The 17,489-nt window shown below is 66.1% G+C and carries 15 protein-coding genes; 9 read left to right on the forward strand and 6 right to left on the reverse strand.

The genetic code is table 11. The annotated features are described in order from the left end of the window. The first annotated feature begins 583 nt into the window (after positions 1–583). On the forward strand, positions 584–3,382 hold the full coding sequence (gene ppc, locus E4K64_RS04955) for a phosphoenolpyruvate carboxylase (RefSeq protein ID WP_135162431.1): 2,799 nt from the start codon (positions 584–586) through the stop codon (positions 3,380–3,382). A 107-nt stretch (positions 3,383–3,489) separates the two neighbouring features. Here ppc and E4K64_RS04960 read toward each other — a convergent pair whose 3' ends face one another. The 3 genes from E4K64_RS04960 to E4K64_RS04970 all read right to left on the reverse strand — a co-directional run bounded on the left by E4K64_RS04960 (position 3,490) and on the right by E4K64_RS04970 (position 6,117). Continuing rightward, positions 3,490–4,404: an SDR family NAD(P)-dependent oxidoreductase gene (locus E4K64_RS04960; protein WP_135162432.1), complete on the reverse strand. Its 915-nt coding sequence runs from the start codon at positions 4,402–4,404 to the stop codon at positions 3,490–3,492. 156 nt (positions 4,405–4,560) lie between these two features. Further along, positions 4,561–5,700 (reverse strand): thiolase C-terminal domain-containing protein, encoded by a 1,140-nt coding sequence (locus E4K64_RS04965; RefSeq protein ID WP_135162433.1) that lies wholly within the window; start codon positions 5,698–5,700, stop codon positions 4,561–4,563. Positions 5,701–5,703: 3 nt separating this feature from the next. After that, on the reverse strand, positions 5,704–6,117 hold the full coding sequence (locus E4K64_RS04970) for a Zn-ribbon domain-containing OB-fold protein (RefSeq protein ID WP_100178942.1): 414 nt from the start codon (positions 6,115–6,117) through the stop codon (positions 5,704–5,706). 177 nt (positions 6,118–6,294) lie between these two features. On the opposite strand from E4K64_RS04970, the gene E4K64_RS04975 reads away from it, so the two are divergent. The 5 genes from E4K64_RS04975 to E4K64_RS04995 all read left to right on the forward strand — a co-directional run bounded on the left by E4K64_RS04975 (position 6,295) and on the right by E4K64_RS04995 (position 11,348). After that, a complete protein-coding gene (locus E4K64_RS04975; RefSeq protein ID WP_135162434.1) occupies positions 6,295–7,644 on the forward strand; it encodes an amidase in 1,350 nt (449 codons plus the stop codon). Further along, entirely contained in the window at positions 7,637–8,323 is a 687-nt protein-coding gene (locus tag E4K64_RS04980; protein ID WP_135162435.1) for a DUF2848 domain-containing protein, read from the forward strand. The genes E4K64_RS04975 and E4K64_RS04980 overlap by 8 nt, the downstream gene beginning before the upstream one ends. A gap of 316 nt (positions 8,324–8,639) precedes the next feature. Further along, positions 8,640–9,389, forward strand: coding sequence for a 2OG-Fe(II) oxygenase (locus tag E4K64_RS04985; RefSeq protein WP_135162436.1), 750 nt, complete (start codon positions 8,640–8,642; stop codon positions 9,387–9,389). Positions 9,390–9,398: 9 nt separating this feature from the next. Next, a complete protein-coding gene (gene alkB, locus E4K64_RS04990) occupies positions 9,399–10,052 on the forward strand; it encodes a DNA oxidative demethylase AlkB (RefSeq protein WP_135162437.1) in 654 nt (217 codons plus the stop codon). Between the two features lie 54 nt (positions 10,053–10,106). Then, entirely contained in the window at positions 10,107–11,348 is a 1,242-nt protein-coding gene (locus tag E4K64_RS04995; RefSeq protein ID WP_135162438.1) for an MFS transporter, read from the forward strand. Here E4K64_RS04995 and E4K64_RS05000 read toward each other — a convergent pair. From E4K64_RS05000 to hpaH, 3 genes are all read right to left on the reverse strand, one after another. Then, on the reverse strand, positions 11,326–12,954 hold the full coding sequence (locus E4K64_RS05000) for a thiamine pyrophosphate-dependent enzyme (protein ID WP_135162439.1): 1,629 nt from the start codon (positions 12,952–12,954) through the stop codon (positions 11,326–11,328). The genes E4K64_RS04995 and E4K64_RS05000 overlap by 23 nt on opposite strands. 81 nt (positions 12,955–13,035) lie before the next feature. Beyond that, positions 13,036–13,434, reverse strand: a complete 399-nt coding sequence (locus E4K64_RS05005; RefSeq protein ID WP_135162440.1) for a 5-carboxymethyl-2-hydroxymuconate Delta-isomerase — start codon at positions 13,432–13,434, stop codon at positions 13,036–13,038. Positions 13,435–13,451: 17 nt separating this feature from the next. After that, on the reverse strand, positions 13,452–14,267 hold the full coding sequence (hpaH, locus tag E4K64_RS05010) for a 2-oxo-hept-4-ene-1,7-dioate hydratase (protein WP_135162441.1): 816 nt from the start codon (positions 14,265–14,267) through the stop codon (positions 13,452–13,454). A gap of 111 nt (positions 14,268–14,378) precedes the next feature. On the opposite strand from hpaH, the gene hpaR reads away from it, so the two are divergent. The 3 genes from hpaR to E4K64_RS05025 all read left to right on the forward strand — a co-directional run bounded on the left by hpaR (position 14,379) and on the right by E4K64_RS05025 (position 17,485). Further along, the gene (gene hpaR, locus E4K64_RS05015) at positions 14,379–14,897 is read left to right on the forward strand and encodes a homoprotocatechuate degradation operon regulator HpaR (protein WP_135162442.1); all 519 of its coding nucleotides are present in this window, start codon (positions 14,379–14,381) and stop codon (positions 14,895–14,897) included. A gap of 115 nt (positions 14,898–15,012) precedes the next feature. Then, positions 15,013–15,789 carry an HpcH/HpaI aldolase family protein gene (locus tag E4K64_RS05020; RefSeq protein ID WP_135162443.1) on the forward strand — a complete coding sequence of 259 codons (777 nt, stop codon included), beginning with the start codon at positions 15,013–15,015 and terminating at the stop codon, positions 15,787–15,789. Between the two features lie 172 nt (positions 15,790–15,961). Further along, positions 15,962–17,485, forward strand: a complete 1,524-nt coding sequence (locus tag E4K64_RS05025) for a UxaA family hydrolase (RefSeq protein ID WP_135162444.1) — start codon at positions 15,962–15,964, stop codon at positions 17,483–17,485. Positions 17,486–17,489 lie beyond the last annotated feature (4 nt).

The raw sequence follows: 17,489 nt of genomic DNA on the forward strand, positions 1-17,489 counted from the left end.
GTGATGAAGCGGCCCGACCGGGCGCGCGCATCGATCAGCCGCAAGGCGACGGGGGCAATAGTGCATCGCTCCCCGGGGAGAGCGCGCCATAAGCCGTAACACCATTGCGCAGGGAAGGCCGGGAGCCCGGCATCACCTGTGGTCAACCCCGCGTGCGTCTTGTCGCGTGCGGACCTTCGGGTGCCAGCCGGCGCCCGGCCTTCCCTGCGCCCTTTGTTCTCGATGGGGGCGAAACCGACAGCAAAGCTCGGGCGGAACACGCCGCGAGGATGTGAAGGCATGTCAATCGAAATCAGAGAGCGCTCTCGTGCCCCGGACGCAGCGCAGCGCGCCCCCGGCGATGCGAAGCATCGTCCGGTGCGGCGTGATGCGCTGCAGAGCCGGGGCCCATCTCTCCACGTGTACCGTGTGGCTCCTGGGTCCCGGCTCTGCGCAGCAACGCAAAGGGCGTTGCCGCGCGTCCGGGACACGTTCGTCGCCGCCAGTGTGCGCCGCGCCCAACTTCATCTTGCGCTGCGGTAGAAAAATATCGCACACTCGGCCATGCCGGGCATCCAAGCGAGCTCGAACCAAGGAGCGAGCCATGTCCCTCCAGACCGTACCATCCGAGGCCACCGAGCATCGTCCCAACCGCCCTGAGGACGTCCAGGTCACGGAGGCCGAGGCGCGGCTGCGGGACGACATCCGCCTGCTCGGGCGCATCCTCGGCGACACCGTGCGCGACCAGGAGGGCGCCGATGTGTTCGAGCTGGTCGAGCGCATCCGCCAGACCTCGATCCGCTTTCACCGCGACGAGGACCGGCTCGCCCGCCGCGAGCTCGAGCAGATCCTCGACAGCATGTCGACGTCGGAAACGGTGCGGATCGTCCGCGCCTTCAGCTATTTCTCCCACCTCGCCAACATCGCCGAGGACCAGAACAACATTCGCCAGATGCGCGCCCGCAGCGCGGGCAAGAATGGCGGCTCCGGCGTGCTGGCGGAAACGCTCGCCCACGCCAAGGCGGCGGGTATCAGCGCCGACGGCTTGCGCGACTTTTTCAAGACCGCGCTGGTCAGCCCGGTGCTGACCGCGCATCCGACCGAGGTGCGCCGCAAGAGCACCATGGACCGCGAGATGGAGGTCGCGCGCCTGCTCGACCGCCGCGAGCGCGTGGCGCTGACGGCCGAGGAGGCTGATGCCAGCGACGAGCAGCTTCGCCGCGAGGTGCTGACGCTGTGGCAGACCAATCTCTTGCGCCGGACCAAGCTCACCGTGCTCGATGAGGTCGCCAACGGCCTGTCATTTTACGACTACACCTTCCTGCGCGAAGTGCCGCGGCTGATCAACGCGCTGGAAGACCGGCTGGAGGAGGGCGGCGAGCAGGCCTCCGCCGAGCTCGCCTCGTTCCTGCGCATGGGCAGCTGGATCGGCGGCGACCGCGACGGCAACCCCTTCGTCACAGCCGACGTCATGCGCGGCACGCTGCGGCTGCAGTCGAGCCGGGTGATGCAGTTCTATCTGGAAGAGCTGCACGTGCTTGGCTCGGAATTGTCGATCGCGGCGCATCTCGCCGACGTCTCCGAGGAGCTGCGTAACCTCGCCGAGCGCTCGCCGGACACCTCGCCGCACCGGAGCGGCGAGCCTTATCGCCTGGCGGTCTCCGGCATCTATGCGCGCCTGACCGCGACAGCCGAAAAGCTCGAGGTCGAGATCACGCGCCGGCCGGTCGGCAAGGGTGCGCCTTACGCCAGCGTGAAGGAACTGCAGGCCGATCTCGACGTGCTGCACCGCTCGCTGATCTCCAACAACGCCCGCGTCATCGCCCGCGGCCGGCTGCGGCTGCTCCGGCGCGCGGTGGACTGCTTCGGCTTCCACCTCGCCCGGCTCGACATCCGCCAGAACTCCGCGGTGCACGAACGCACCATCGCCGAGCTGATGGATGCCGCCAATCCCGGCATGTCCTATCTTGCGCTCGGCGAGGACGCGCGCATTTCGCTGCTCACCAACGAGCTGCGCTCGACGCGCGCGCTGGTGTCGCCCTTCGTCAAGTATAGCGACGAGACCATGGGCGAACTCAACGTGTTCCATGCCGCCGCGGAAGCGCATGCGAAGTTCGGCTCGGACGCCATTCCTCAATGCATCATCTCGATGTGCAAGGGCATGTCCGACATGCTCGAGGTCGCGGTGCTCTTGAAGGAGGTCGGCCTCGTCCATCCCTCCGGCCGCAGCGCCATCAACATCGTGCCGCTGTTCGAAACCATCGAGGATCTGCAGGCTTCATCCGGTATCATGGACCGCATGCTGTCGCTGCACGATTACCGACGTCTGGTCGACAGCCGCGGTAGCGTGCAGGAGGTCATGCTCGGCTATTCCGACTCGAACAAGGACGGCGGCTTCGTCACCTCCGGCTGGGAGCTGTACAAGGCCGAGATCAACCTCGTCGAGGTGTTCGAGCGTCATCACGTGCGGCTGCGCCTGTTCCACGGCCGCGGCGGCTCGGTCGGCCGCGGCGGCGGGCCGAGCTACGACGCCATCATCGCGCAGCCCGGCGGCGCGGTGAACGGTCAGATCCGCATCACCGAGCAGGGCGAGATCATCTCGTCGAAATATTCCAACGCCGAGGTCGGCCGCAACAATCTGGAGATCCTCGCCGCAGCGACGCTGGAGGCGAGCCTGTTGCATCCGCGCCAGAGCGCGCCGCGCCGCGAATATCTGACCGCGATGGACGAATTGTCGAACCTCGCCTTCAAGGCCTATCGCGGCCTCGTCTACGAGACCGAAGGCTTCGTCGACTACTTCTGGTCCTCGACCGTCATCAACGAGATCGCGACACTGAACATCGGCAGCCGTCCGGCCTCGCGCAAGAAGACCCGGGCGATCGAGGATCTGCGCGCGATTCCCTGGGTGTTCTCCTGGGCGCAATGCCGGCTGATGCTGCCGGGCTGGTACGGATTTGGCAGCGCGGTGGAGCAGTGGATCGCGGAGCACCCCGACAAGGGCATGCCGTTCCTGAAAGAGCTCTACAGCGAATGGCCGTTCTTCCGCATGCTGCTGTCGAACATGGACATGGTGCTGGCGAAGAGCTCGATCGCGATCGCCTCGCGCTATGCCGAGCTCGTGCCCGACGAAGCGTTGCGCGAGAAGATCTTCGGCCGCATCCGCCGCGAATGGCACGCCTCGATCGAGAGCCTGCTCGACATCATGGGCCAGGACCGGCTGCTGCAGGGCAATCCGCTCTTGGAGCGCTCCGTGCGCCACCGCTTCCCCTATCTCGATCCGCTCAACCACGTGCAGGTCGAGCTCTTGAGAGAGCACCGCGCGCAGAACCCGGACGAGCAGGTGTTGCGCGGGATTCAGCTCACCATCAACGGCATCTCGGCGGGCTTGCGGAATACGGGGTAATTTGGGCTGTCGTTCCGGGGCGCCTGAAGGGCGAACCCGGAACCTCGAGATTCCGGGTTCGGCTCTTCGAGCCGCCCCGGAATGACATCATTGATAGACAACCACCCTTACACCGGATCCCAGGTGAAGATGTCGGCGGAGCGGTCGAGCTTGTAGAACGAGCCCTTCAGCGCCGGCATGCCATGTTCCGCGATCGATTGCGGCGTCCAGCCTTCGCTCCGCTGCACCGAGCGGATCGGACGGTTCTGGCTGAACAGGAAGATCTCGTTCATGCGCACGCCGAAGATCTGCCCGGTGACGTCCTTGGCGGAATCGCCGAGCAGATAGCCGCAGAGCGGCGCGATCTTCTCCGGGCCCATCTGCTTGATCTTCTCGACCCGCGCCTTCTCGGCATCGGTCTCGGTCGGGATCGTGCCGATCATGCGGGTCCAGGCGAACGGCGAGACGCAGTTGGAGCGGACGTTGAAGCGGCCCATGTCGAGCGCGATCGACTTGGAGAGCCCGACGATGCCGAGCTTGGCCGCGGCGTAGTTGGCCTGGCCGAAATTGCCGATCAGGCCCGAGGTCGAGGTGAAGTGCACGAAGGAGCCGCTCTCCTGCTCGCGGAAGATCCGCGCCGCGGCGTGGCTGACATAGAACGAGCCCATCAGATGCACCTTGATGACGGCCTCGAACGCTTCCACGCTCATCTTGTGGAAGATCATGTCACGCAAGATGCCGGCATTGTTGACGACGCCGTCGAGCCGGCCGAAATGGTCGGTCGCGGTCTTCACGATCTTGCTGGCCGGAATCGCTTCCGCGACGCTCTCGAAGTTCGCAACTGCTGTGCCGCCGCGCTTCTTGATCTCCTCGACCACCTCCTCGGCCGGCGCCGCGTTCGCGCCGGCGCCGTCGGAGGCGCTACCGGGATCGTTGACGACGACCTTGGCGCCTTCCGCCGCACACAGCAGCGCGATCTCGCGCCCGATGCCGCGGCCTGCGCCGGTGACGATGATGACCTTGTCTTGCAGTGACTTGCTCATGTGGGTTCTCCGCTATCCGTTCCGAATTCCGCCGTCATTCCGGGGCGCGCCTCTTGGCGCGAGCCCGGAATCCATTTCTCCGCCGTCGCTTGCTGCACGATGGATTCTCAGGTGCGCAATTGCGCACCATAGCTCGTCGCTCCGGGATGACAGCAACTACCTCTCGTTTGTAAACACGATCGTGCCTGACGCGGCGAACATGCCGCCAACGCCGTGGCACACCGAAATTGTCGCGTTCGGCACCTGGGCCGGCGCGATGCCGCGCATTTGCCGCACGCTCTCCTGCAGCGCGTACATGCCGTACATGCCCGAATGCATGTAGCTCAATCCGCCGCCATTGGTGTTGAGCGGGAGCTTAGCCCCGGGCCGCGTATTGCCGTCCGCGATGAACTTGCCGGTCTCCTCATAGGGCATGAAGCCGAGGTCGCCGAGGCCGAACAGCGGCAGATGCGCGAACGCATCATAGATCATGAGATGATCGACGTCCTCATGCGCGATGCCGGCTTCCCTGAAGGCGAGGGGCCCCGCGGTCTTGAACGCGCGCGAGGAATTGAAGGTCTCCATCTGGCTGACCATCGGCGTCTCCACGCTCTCCCCGGTGCCCATGATGTAGACCGGCTTCCGCGGAAAATCCCTGGCGCGGTCGGCCGAGGTCAGGATCAGCGCGCCGCCGCCGTCGGTGACGAGGCAGCATTGCAGCAGGCGGAACGGGTAGGCGATCATGCGCGAGTTGAGCACGTCGGCAACCGTGATCGGCTCCTTCATCATCGCGCGCGGATTCTTCGCGGCCCATTCCCGCTGCACCACCGCCACCGAAGCAAGCTGCTCGTGGGTGATGCCATAGGTTTTCATGAAGCGCAGCACGGGAATGGGGAACATGCTGGGCGGCCCATAGACGCCGTAGGGCGCCTCGAACTGGCCGTTGAGGCTGTCGGCCGGCGTCGAGCGCGGCAATTTGCCGATCATCGACTTGCCGCTCTCCGCATGGGTGATCAGCACGGTTTTGCAGAGGCCGGCCTCGATCGCGGCTGCGGCATGGCGGACGTGCAGCATGAAGGAGCAGCCGCCGACCGATGTGCCGTCCACCCAGGTCGGCTTGATGCCGAGATAATGGCAGACCTGCTGCGGCGTCTCGACCGCGGTGGCAAAGCCGTCGATGTCGGACAGCTTCAGCCCGGCGTCCGCGATGGCGTTGAGCGCGGCATCCGCGTGCAGCTGGAGCTGCGAGGCGTTGGGGATGATTCCGAGCTCGGTGGTCTCGGCCGCGCCGACGACGGCAACCTGGTTCTTGCGCATGGCTTACCCCTTCGCCGGACGGAAGACGGGAAGGGTGATCTTGTCGTCGAGCGCCTGGAAGGCGACCTCGAGTTTCATGTCGAGCTCGAGCGCTTCGGGGGTCTGCGGGCAGTCGATGATGTTGCTCATCATCCGCGGGCCCTCGTCGAGCTCGACCACGGCGATGGCGTAAGGCGGCGTGAAGCCGGGCGCTGCGGGCCGGTGGTTGATCACGTAGCTGTAGAGGAAGCCCTTGCCGCTCGCCTTGAAGATGCTGACCTTGCGCGAGGCGCAGGACGGGCAGAACGGGCGCGGCGGGAAGTAGACATGCGCGCAGGCGTCGCAGCGCTGCAGGCGCAATTCGCCGGCTTTGGTGCCGTCCCAGAAATGCTGGGTCTCCGGCGTCGGTTTCGGTCGCGCGCGCTGCGGTTCGGCCATGTTGGCGGCTCCTCCAGGAGACAGGCTTGGCGCCCGCCTGTTTCGATCTTGATGCGACAATCGGCTATCGTGCGTCAACGGTCCAGCAATACGCATGCATGCCATCATGCGCACAGTGCTTGTGTCGAACTGAGCCGGCGCTATAGATTGCGCGCGCAAATATTCCGTGAGACAGACATGCCCGATTTTCCGACACTGGCGAAGCTCGCCGAGGACCTCGAAAGCGGCCGCACCAGCGCCCGCAAGCTGGTCGAGGCGTGCATCGCCAGGATCGCCGATCCCTCCGGCGAAGGCCAGCGCACCTTCCTCCATGTCGACAAGGACGCCGCGCTCGCGGCCGCGGACGCGATGGACGGCCTGCGCAAGGTGAAGGCCGCGCCGTCGCGCTATGCCGGCATCCCGGTCTCGATCAAGGATCTGTTCGACATCAAGGGCCAGGTGACGCGCGCGGGCTCCCGCGCCCTTGACGATTCCCCGCCGGCCGAGCAGGACGCGGCGACGGTGGCTCGGCTGCGCAAGGCCGGCTTCGTCGTGATCGGCCGCACCAACATGACCGAGTTCGCCTATTCCGGCATCGGCATCAACCCGCATTACGGTACGCCGAAGGGGGCCTGGAACCGGGCCGAGGGGCACGTGCCCGGCGGCTCCTCCTCGGGCGCGGCGGTGTCCGTGCTCGACGGCATGGCGCATGGCGCGCTCGGCACCGACACCGGCGGCTCATGCCGGATTCCGGCGGCCTATAACGGCATCGTCGGCTACAAGCCGACGCAGCGGCGCGTGCCGCTCGACGGGTCGGTGCCGCTGTCGTTCTCGCTCGACAGCATCGGGCCGTTGGCGCGATCGGTCAGCTGCTGTGCCATTCTCGATGCCGTGCTCGCGAACGAGCCGATCGCCGCGCTGAAGCCGCGTCCCGTGAAGGGCATGCGGCTCGCGGTGCCGACCACGATCGCGCTCGACGACCTCGACGCAGCGGTGGCCGCGACCTTCGAGCGCGCGCTCAAGTCGCTGGCCGATCACGGCGCCATCATCGAGCGCATCGAGATGGCCGAATTCCACGAGATCGGGCCGATGAACGCCAAGGGCGGCTTTGCCGCGTCCGAGAGCTATGCCTGGCATCGCTATCTCATCACCGCCAAGGGCGACGTCTACGATCCCCGCGTCTCCGTGCGGATCATGCGCGGCGAGGCGCAGAGCGCGGCCGACTACATCGATCTCCTCAACGAGCGCCGCTCGCTGATTGCCCGCGTCAATGCGCGCCTCGCGCCCTATGACGCGCTGGTGCTGCCGACCACTGCGAACACGCCGCCGAAGATCGCCGATCTCGCCGACGACAAGGCCTTCACCACGCAGAACCTGCGCGCGCTGCGCAACTGCACCCTGATCAACATGATCGACGGCTGCGCCATCTCGATCCCTGCGCATCGCCAGGGCGACGTTCCGGTCGGCCTGATGCTGGCGGGCGCGGGCGGGTCGGACCGCCGTATCTTTGAACTTGCTGCCGGCATGGAGGCCGTTATTCGTGTTTGACCTCACTTTCACCGTCGACGCCCGGGGGACCACCACGCCGTTGACGCTGGCGATCGACCAGATGGTCATCGCCGGCTGGACCGGCCGCGATCCCGTCGCGCGCGACAAGCACATCAAAGAGCTGCAGGAGATGGGCATCGCCCCGCCGGCGTCGACCCCGATCTACTACCGCGCCTCGGCGCGGCGGCTGACCCAGGAAGACAGCATCGAATGCACTGGCGGCGATTCCAGCGGCGAGGTCGAGTTCGTGCTGATCGGCTGGCAGGGCCGCATCTTCGTCGGTTGCGGCTCCGACCACACCGACCGCAAGGTCGAGGCCTACGGCGTCACGGTGTCGAAGCAGATGTGCGACAAGCCGATCGCCTCCACGCTGTGGGAGCTGGAGGACGTCATCGGCCATTGGGACAAGATGATCCTGCGCTCCTATGCCACCATCAAGGGCGAGCGCGTGCTCTACCAGGAGGGCACGCTGGACGCGATGCTGCCGGTCACCGACCTCATCGCGCGCGGCTTTGATGGCGGCAAGTTCCCCGACGGCTGCGCCATGTTCGGCGGCACCTTCGCCGCCAAAGGCGGCATCCGCCCCGCCGACCGCTTCGATTTCGAGCTGGAGGACCCCGTGCTGAAGCGCACGATCAGGCACGGCTACGAGGTGGTGACGCTGCCGGTGAGGGGATAGCTCGGTTCACGGTCCCGTAGGGTGGGCAAAGCGAAGCGTGCCCACGTCGTGCGAAGACGTGGGCACAGCGCAAGAGCGCCTTTGCCCACCCTACGAAACTGTGGAACCTGACGGCAAAAGAATCATCGGAAATCGGGTGGTCGTGGCATTCGCCATCTGCCACACCCACTTCCGTCATTCCGGGGCGCGCCCCTCGGCGCGAGCTATGGTGCGCAATTGCGCACCTGAGAATCCATACTCCCGATCGTGGTTATGGATTCCGGGCTCGCGACTGCGTCGCGCCCCGGAATGACGGATGGGGAATAGGATGATCGATATGGCAATCGCCAGACGTGCTGCTGCCGCCCACCATGAAACGACCGATCCCGCCGCCCATGTCGACGCCCTCGACTGGCCGCGGATCGCCGCCGAGCTCGACGCCCAGGGCTGCGCCGTCCTGAAGGGCCTACTCACGCCCGAGCAATGCCGCGCCGTGGCCGCGCTCTATCCGGAGGACGCCAACTTCCGCAGCCGCATCGTCATGGGCCGTCACGGCTTCGGCCGCGGCGAGTACAAATATTTCGCCTATCCGCTGCCCGACCTGATCGCGCAATTGCGGCCGGCGCTGTACGCACGTCTTCAACCCGTCGCCAATCGCTGGAACGAGGCGATGGCGATCGACATTCGCTATCCCGACAGCCATGCTTCATTCCTGAAGCGCTGTCACGAGGCGGGGCAGGCGCGGCCGACGCCGCTGCTGCTGCAATATGGGGCCGGCGACTACAATTGCCTGCATCAGGACCTCTACGGCGAGCACGTGTTTCCGATTCAGGTCGCGATCCTGCTCTCCGAGCCGGGCCGCGATTTCACCGGCGGCGAGTTCGTGCTGACCGAGCAGCGCCCGCGCATGCAGTCACGCGCCGAAGTCGTGCCGCTGGCGCAGGGCGATGCGGTCGCCTTCGCCGTGCACCATCGCCCGGTGCAGGGGACACGCGGCACCTATCGCGTTAATCTGCGCCATGGTGTCAGCCGTATCAGGTCCGGCCAACGCCACACGCTGGGTGTGATCTTTCATGATGCGAAATGAGCGCGGACATTGACGTCTGATCTGTTCGACGGCGTCGCCGAGGCGCAGCCGTCGCGCGAGGAGATCGCAGACGGCGCCGTGCTGCTGCGCGGTTTCGTCACGCCGATCGAGAGCGAGCTGATCGACGCGGTGCGCGCCATCGTGGCGCAGTCGCCGTTCCGCCGCATGACCACGCCCGGCGGCCACCTCATGTCGGTGGCGATGACCAATTGCGGCGAGCGCGGCTGGATCGCCGATCACACCGGCTACCGCTACGATCCGATCGATCCGCGCACCGGAGCGCCATGGCCGGCGATGCCGCCGGTGCTGCGAGATCTCGCCCGCCGCGCGGCGGAGCAGGGCGGCTTTCAAGACTTCGCGCCCGATGCCGGCCTCGTCAATCGCTACGAGCCCGGCACGCGGCTGTCGCTGCATCAGGACAAGGACGAGCTGGATTATTCGGCGCCGATCGTCTCGGTCTCGCTCGGCCTGCCCGCGACCTTCCTGTTCGGCGGAATGGCGCGCAGCGACAAGCCGCGGCGTTTCCGCCTGGTGCACGGCGACGTGGTGGTCTGGGGCGGGGCCAGCAGGCTGGCCTATCACGGCGTGGCGCCGCTCGCCGAGGGCGAGCACGCGCTGCTCGGGCGGAGGCGGATCAATCTGACCTTCCGGAAGACCCGCTGACGCGTTTGCTCGCGGGCCTGCCTCGTCTAAGCTGGCGGCAGGGGAGGCGGCGTCATGACGAACCTAGAGCATTCGGCCGATGCGGGAACGGGCAGGCGGACCGGCCTTTATCTTGCCGCGCTGCAATTGGTGTTCACGCTGGGCTGGACCACCTACGTCGTCTATCTGCCGAAGCTCGCCGCCGAGGTCGGCATCGCGCCATCAGCCGTCATCCTCATCCTGATGCTCGATCAGGCGATCTTCACCATTGCCGATACCGCAATGGGCGTCGCCGCCGACAAGCTCGCGCCTTTTGTCGGCAGGCTCGGCCTGTTCGTCGGGCTCGTGACCGCGATCTCCTGCGCGGCGTTCGTGGCGCTGCCCTTCGTCGCCGGAGCCGGTGCGGCCGCGCAAGTCTGGTTCATTGCACTGATCGTGGTCTGGTCGGTCACCTCCTCCGCGCTGCGCGCGCCGCCGCTGACCTTGCTCGGCAAATACCGCGCCAAGCCGCAGGTGCCGTTCCTCGCGGCGCTGGCGATGCTCGGCTACGGCGTCGCCGGCGCGGTCTCGCCCTATCTCGGCGTGGTGCTGCGCGAGCACGATGCGCGGCTGCCGTTCGTGATCTCGAGCGTGGTGCTGCTGTTGACGGCGCTCGGCCTGTCCCGCATCGAGCATGACGTGGCGCGCGATGTCGCGCCGCCGAAGCCGGACGCGGCAGCAAAGCCGCTCGGCCTCGTTCCGATCGCCTTCATCGTCGCGATGGTCGCGCTCGCCCTCGGCTACCAGCTGCACTTCGCCGTGAACAGCGCGCCGTCCTACTTGCGGTTCGCCGCCCCCGGTGAATTGCAATGGCTGATGCCGGTGTTCTGGATCGGCTTCAACATTGCGATGTTCCCGGCGAGCCTCGTCGTCAAGCATCGCGGCGGCCTGATCGTGATGGGCGCCGCCGGATTGCTCGGAGCTATCGCGATCGCGGCGGCGGAGCTTGCCGGCAGCCTCAACACGCTGATCGCGGCGCAATTTCTCGCCGGCGCCGCCTGGGGCTGCATGCTCATGAGCGCGATCTCGGCTGCGCTCGCGATCGGCTCGACCGGCGCGGAAGGAAAGGTCACGGGGCTGGTCTTCTCCGCCCTCGCGCTCGGCACGTTTGCGCGCATGGCGGCCGTCGCCGGCGGTCTGCAGAAGATGCCGGAATATGCCCCGTTGCTGCACTGGACGCCGGTCGCCTGCTGGTCGGTCGCGGGCGCCGGCCTGCTGGTGATCGCCGCGGCGCGACTGCAGGGCCCGTCCGGTCTCAAGGCTTCGGCGGGTGGATGAATGCCCACGGGCTGACTTCCGAATCGCGCGGGACTTCCACCGAGATCAGATACGGTCCGCTGTGGCTCAGTGCCTTCTCCAGTACGGCCTTGAACTGATCCGGTGCGGTGACGCGCGCAGCCGCAACGCCGAATGACTCAGCGAGCTTGACGAAATCCGGATTGACGAGGTCGGACGCCACCACGCGGCCGTCGAAACGTTCGCGCTGGTCGCGGCGGACATTGCCGTAGGCATTGTTGTTGAACACCAGCGTCACTACGGCGATGTTGAACTGCACGGCGGTGGCAAGTTCCTGCACGCCGAACATGAAGCCGCCGTCGCCGGTGATCGCCACTACCGGGCTGTCGGGATTGGCCACCTTGGCCCCGAGCGCGGTCGGAAAGCCCGAGCCGAGCGTGCCCTGGTAGCCAGAGGTGATGAAGGTGCGCGGCTGGTAGACCGGAAAACCGTACCAGGAGGCGAAACCGACCTGAGACAATTCGTCGGTCACGATCGCGTTCGCCGGCAGCACCTCGCGCAGGATGTTGAGATACGCCATCTGCGGCTGGATGCGCTGGATCTCCGCCTGCGCGGTCGCGGTGGCCTCGCGGATGTCCTCCCGCCGGCCGCGGGTCCGCGCATAGCCGGCCTTTTTCACCGCCGTGACGAGATCTGCCGTTCCGGCTTTGGCATCGGCGACGATGGCGGCATCGACCACGACCCGGCGCATCTCGGTCGGGTCGATGTCGATCCGAACGGATTTCAGCCCCTTCGGCTGATAGGGCCAGCGGAAGCCCGATGCCGGCAGCTCGGCGCGGGTGCCGATTGCGATCATCAGATCGGTTGTCGGCCAAAGCTTGTAGGCCGCGGCCATGGTCAGGCCGAGCTCGTGCGCGTTGGAGACGATGCCGCGCCCGCTGCGGAAGGCGACGACGGGCGCATCGATCATCTCGGCGAGCTCGAGGATCTCCTCGCCGGCCTCGATCGCGCCGCTGCCGACGAAGATCATCGGCGCCTTGCTGGCCTTGATCAGCGCGGCCGCCTGCTTCACCAGATCAGGGTCGGGTTGCGGGGCGGGCAGGGGCTCCAGCACCTGCGCAGGGCCGGTATCCGCGCGCTGGGTAAAGACGTCCCACGGCATCTCGACCGAAGCCGGGCCACGGCGCCCCGAATTCATCTCCTGGAACGCGCGCGCCACGACCGTCGGCGCGTTGCCGGGATACTCGATCCGGTCGGCCCATTTCACATAGGTGCGCAGGGTCGCGAGCTGATCCGGCATCTCGTGCAGATGGCCGCGGCCCTTGCCCAGAAACTGCGTCGGCACCTGGCCGGTGACGCACAGCACCGGCTCGTTGCAGCCGAACGCGGTCAGCAGCGCCGCGCTGGCGTTGAGCACGCCGGGGCCGGGCACCACGCTGAACACGCCGGGCCTGCCGCTGGAGCGCGCATAGCCGAACGCCATGTAGCCGCAGGCCTGCTCGTGCCGAGCACCGATCACCTTGAGCTGGGCCTGGTGGAAGGCGTCGAACAGGCCGTAGACCTGCGCGCCGGGCAGGCCGAACACGGTATCGACGCCGTGGGCGACCAGGCCGCTTACGATTGCTTCGCCGCCGGTGAGGGTGGTCATTGCGCTCATCCACTTCAATTGAGGTTCAGGAATCCTCGACGCCGCCATTTTGGCAGAACTCGCCCGCGGCTTCGAACAACATCAGTCCGCTTGTGCTTCCGCCTTCAGGGCGTCGTGGATGTTGTTCCGCTTCCAGCTGGTGTCCTTGTCGTTGATCTGCATGTCGAACGACAGGGCGAACTTGCTGGCGGCAAAGACCGGATCGAGATGGCGGGAGAGCGCTTGGAAAACCTGCTCGCCGGCCTGTTGCCGTGTCTTGAGGTCGCGGCCCTCGCCGATGCGCAGCACCATGTCGAGAAAGGCGTAGTCCTGCCTGTTGTCGGCGACCGCATAATGCTCGCAACGGATGGCGCGCACGCGGATGCCGCCGAGTGGGAAGATGCCGGTCTCGTTGGCTGCCTTGCGCACCACCTCACACACCTGCTTCATATCGAGCCGGCCATCGAGATTGGCCGAATATTCGATCGTGAAATGCGGCATCGCGGTTCACTCCCTCGTTATGCCTCTTGAGCGAAGTAGCAGCCGACCGAGCCGTAGGCGCCGTAGTCGGCTTGAATTGTGTCGCCCTTGCGGGTCTCGATCGGACGGATGAAGGAGCCCGCAAGCACGACCTGGCCCGGTTCGAGCGCCAGCCCAAGCGGCGCGATCTTGTTGGCGAGCCAGGCGACCGCGGTCGCGGGATGATTGAGCACGCCGGCGGCGAGGCCGGTTTCCTCGAGCTGACCATTCTTGAAACACAGCGCGCCGATCCAGCGCAGGTCTGCGTCGAGCGGGCGGATCGGTCGTCCCCCAAGCACGATGCCGGCATTCGCCGCGTTGTCGGCAATGGTGTCGAAAATCTTTCGCGTCGCTTTGGTCTTGGGGTCGACGCGCTCGATCCGCGTGTCCAGGATTTCCAGCGCCGGCACGACGAAGTCGGTGGCGTTGAGCACGTCGAACAGCGTGCAGTCCGGGCCAGAAAGGCGCTTGCTCATGACGAAGGCTAGCTCGGCTTCGACCCGCGTCGCGATGAAGCGCCCGGTCGGAATGATTCCGCCGTCGGCAAAGAACATGTCGTCGAGCAGCACGCCGGAATCCGGCTCGTCGATATTGAGCGCGCTCTGCATCGCCTTCGAGGTCAGGCCGATCTTGTGGCCCCTGACGATGCGCCCCTCCGCGATCTTGATATCGACCCAGGCCTTCTGAATCGCGTAGGCGTCGGCGATGGTGATAACAGGGAAATCCTGTGAGAGCTGCCGGATCTGCGTGCGGGTCCTTTCCGCATGGTGCAGACGCCGCGCGCAAGCTTGGATATCGTCGTCGGAAAGCGCCATTTGCCATCTTACAAACTGGGGTGCGGAGAGATGCTTAACATGTTAAATGAATGCGTCAAACCCCGTTCCGGTTTGCTGCACCGCAAACTTCACGCGGTTTGAAAGGGCGCCATGGTGAAAAAGCCGGCTGATCCAGCGAACGGAAGCGCGCCTGTCGCACGGCAGGTGCCGATGCGCGATTTCTCGCGCTCGCTGCCGATGTCGCTGCTGCGGGCCCGCGAGGCGGTGATGCGGCAGTTCCGTCCCTCGCTGCGCCAGCACGGCTTGACCGAGCAGCAATGGCGTATCCTGCGCGCGCTGGCGGCGATCGAGGCGGTGGAGGTCACGGAACTCGCGCGCACGGCGTTCCTGCTCGGACCGAGCCTGTCGCGCATCCTGCGCGATCTCGAAGCGCGCAATCTGATCGAGCGCAAGACGGCGAAAGCGGACCAGCGCCGCAGCATGGTCTCGATCTCGAAAGAGGGGGTGAAGCTGATGGCCGCCGTGGCGCCGAATTCGGAGGCGATCTATGCCGAGATCACGCGACGCTTTGGCGCGCACAAGCTGGCCGAATTGCAGGAGATGCTGGGCGAGCTCGAGCACAGTCTCGCCGGGCTCGGAAGCGCGGATGATACCCTCGCGGAGGGATGACCCCAGATATGCGTGCGTGCACGGCGAGAGCCATGGACATTCACGCTTTTTTTCGCTCAAAGTGCGGCCCAACTCGATCCGCGGCCAGTGAGCGCAACAGGGAAGGAAAGGCAACGTGGCGAACAAAGTCAAAGAGATCTGGAAGTCGGGCAAGGCCGTGGTCAACGCGTGGCTTGCGATTCCCTCCGGCTTCTCGGCCGAGATGATCGCGCAATGCGGCTTCGACAGCGTCACCGTCGACATGCAGCATGGCGTGCAGGATTATCTGTCGATGGTGCAGTGCTTCCAGGCGATGGACAAGCATCCGATCACGCCGATGGTCCGCGTGCCCTGGAACGAGCCCGGCATCATCGGCAAGGTGCTCGACGGCGGCGCCTACGGCGTGATCTGCCCGATGGTCAATACGCCGCAGGAAGCCAGAAACCTCGTTTCCTATTCCAAATATCCGCCGAAGGGCGTGCGCTCCAACGGTCCGATCCGCGCCGGCATGTACGGCACCGCGGGCTCCTACCAGAAGACGGCCAACGACGAGATCGTGCTGCTGCCGATGATGGAGACCCGGACCGCGGTCGAGAACATGGAAGCGATCCTCGACGTCGAGGGCATCGACGGCGTCTATATCGGCCCGTCCGATCTCGGCTTCTCCTACGGCCTCGAGCCCAAGCTCGACCGCAGCGAGCCCGAGATCCTCGCGATCTACGAGAAGGTCATCAAGCAGTGCGGCAAGCGCGGCCTCAACCCCGGCATCCATTGCAGCGGCGCCGAAGGCGCAGCGCGCGCCATCAACATGGGCTTCAAGCTGGTGACTTTGTCCAACGAGGTCGGCCTGATGACGACCTACGCCAAGATGCAGGTCAATGCGACCCGCAAGGATTCCGGCGGCAAGGCCTGATCGCTCTTCCTGTGTCCCGGACGCGCCGCAGCACGAAGTGATGCGGCGCAGATCCGGGACCCAGAAGCCAACGCCGCACACGATCTAACACTGGGCCCCGGATCAGCAGCGCACCGCTTTCGCGCTGCGCAGCGTCCGGGGCACGATACTTTCAAGACCCAAGGAGACCGCCATGACCATCAGCCCCGTCATCCGCCTGCATCCCGATGATGGCGTGGTGATCGCGCGCGCCAGCCTGCCGCCGGGAACGGTGGTGGCCGACGGCGTGACCACGGTCGAGCGCATTCCCTCCGGCCACAAGGTCGCGATCAAGCCGATCGCAGCGGGCGAGCCGGTCAAGCGCTACGGCCAGATCATCGGCTTCGCCACGCAAGCCATCGCGCCGGGCCAGCACGTTCATGTGCAGAATTGCGGCATGGGCGATTTCTCCAAGGACTACGCCTATTGCGTCGACGTCAAGCCGACGCCGAATTTCGATCTGCCGGCGACGTTCGAAGGCATCCGCCGCCCGGACGGCCGTGTCGCCACGCGCAATTATATCGGCATCCTCACCTCGGTGAACTGCAGCGCGCATGTCGCAAGCCTCGTCGCCGACGTCTTCAAGAAGAATCCCTTCACCGGCGACAATCCGCTCGCCGATTTCCCCAATGTCGACGGCGTGGTGGCGCTCACCCACAAGACCGGCTGCGGCATGACGCAGAATGAGCCGCTCGCGCTGCTTCGCCGCACGCTCGGCGGCTATGCGCGGCACGTCAATTTCTCTCACGTCATCGTGCTCGGCCTCGGCTGCGAGGTGAACCAGATCGGCGGCCTGATGGAAGAGCAGAAGCTCGCCGGCCGCTTGCGCGCGATGGACATCCAGGAGGTCGGCGGCACCCGCAAGACCGTCGAAGCCGGCATCGCCTTCGTGCGCGAGGCGCTGGCCGACGCCAACAAGGTCAGGCGCGAAACCGTGCCGGCGAGCGAGCTCACCGTGGCGCTGCAATGTGGCGGTTCGGACGGCTATTCCGGCGTGTCCGCCAATCCGGCGCTCGGCGCCGCCAGCGATCTCATCGTCCGCCATGGCGGCACGGTGATCCTGTCGGAGACGCCGGAGACCTACGGCGCCGAGCATCTGCTGACGCGCCGCGCCGTCAGCCGCGAGGTCGGCGAGAAGCTGGTCGACCTCATGCGCTGGTGGGACGAATACACGACGCGCGAAGGCGCCGAGATGAACGCCAATCCGAGCCCCGGCAACAAGGCCGGCGGCCTCACCACCATCCTGGAGAAGTCGCTCGGCGCGATGGCCAAGGCCGGCACCACCAACCTCGTCGAGGTGCTGCGCTACGCCGAGCCTGTCACCAAGAAGGGTTTCGTGTTCATGGACACGCCCGGCTACGATCCGGTCGCCGCCACCGGCCAGGTCGCCGGTGGCGCCAATCTGGTCTGCTTCACCACGGGCCGCGGCAGCGTGTTCGGCTGCAAGCCGGCGCCCTCGATCAAGCTCGCCACCAACACGCCCATGTACAAGCGCATGGAAGAGGACATGGACGTCAATTGCGGCACCATCCTCGAAGGCGAGGAGAGCGTCGAGCAATGCGGCCAGCGCATTTTCGATCTCGTCCTCAAGACGGCGTCGGGACAGCCGACCAAGAGCGAGAGCTTCGATTTCGGCGGCGCCGAGTTCGCGCCCTGGGTGCTTGGCGCGACGATGTAATCGC

This window comes from Bradyrhizobium frederickii (genome assembly GCF_004570865.1).
GTDB lineage: Bacteria > Pseudomonadota > Alphaproteobacteria > Rhizobiales > Xanthobacteraceae > Bradyrhizobium > Bradyrhizobium frederickii.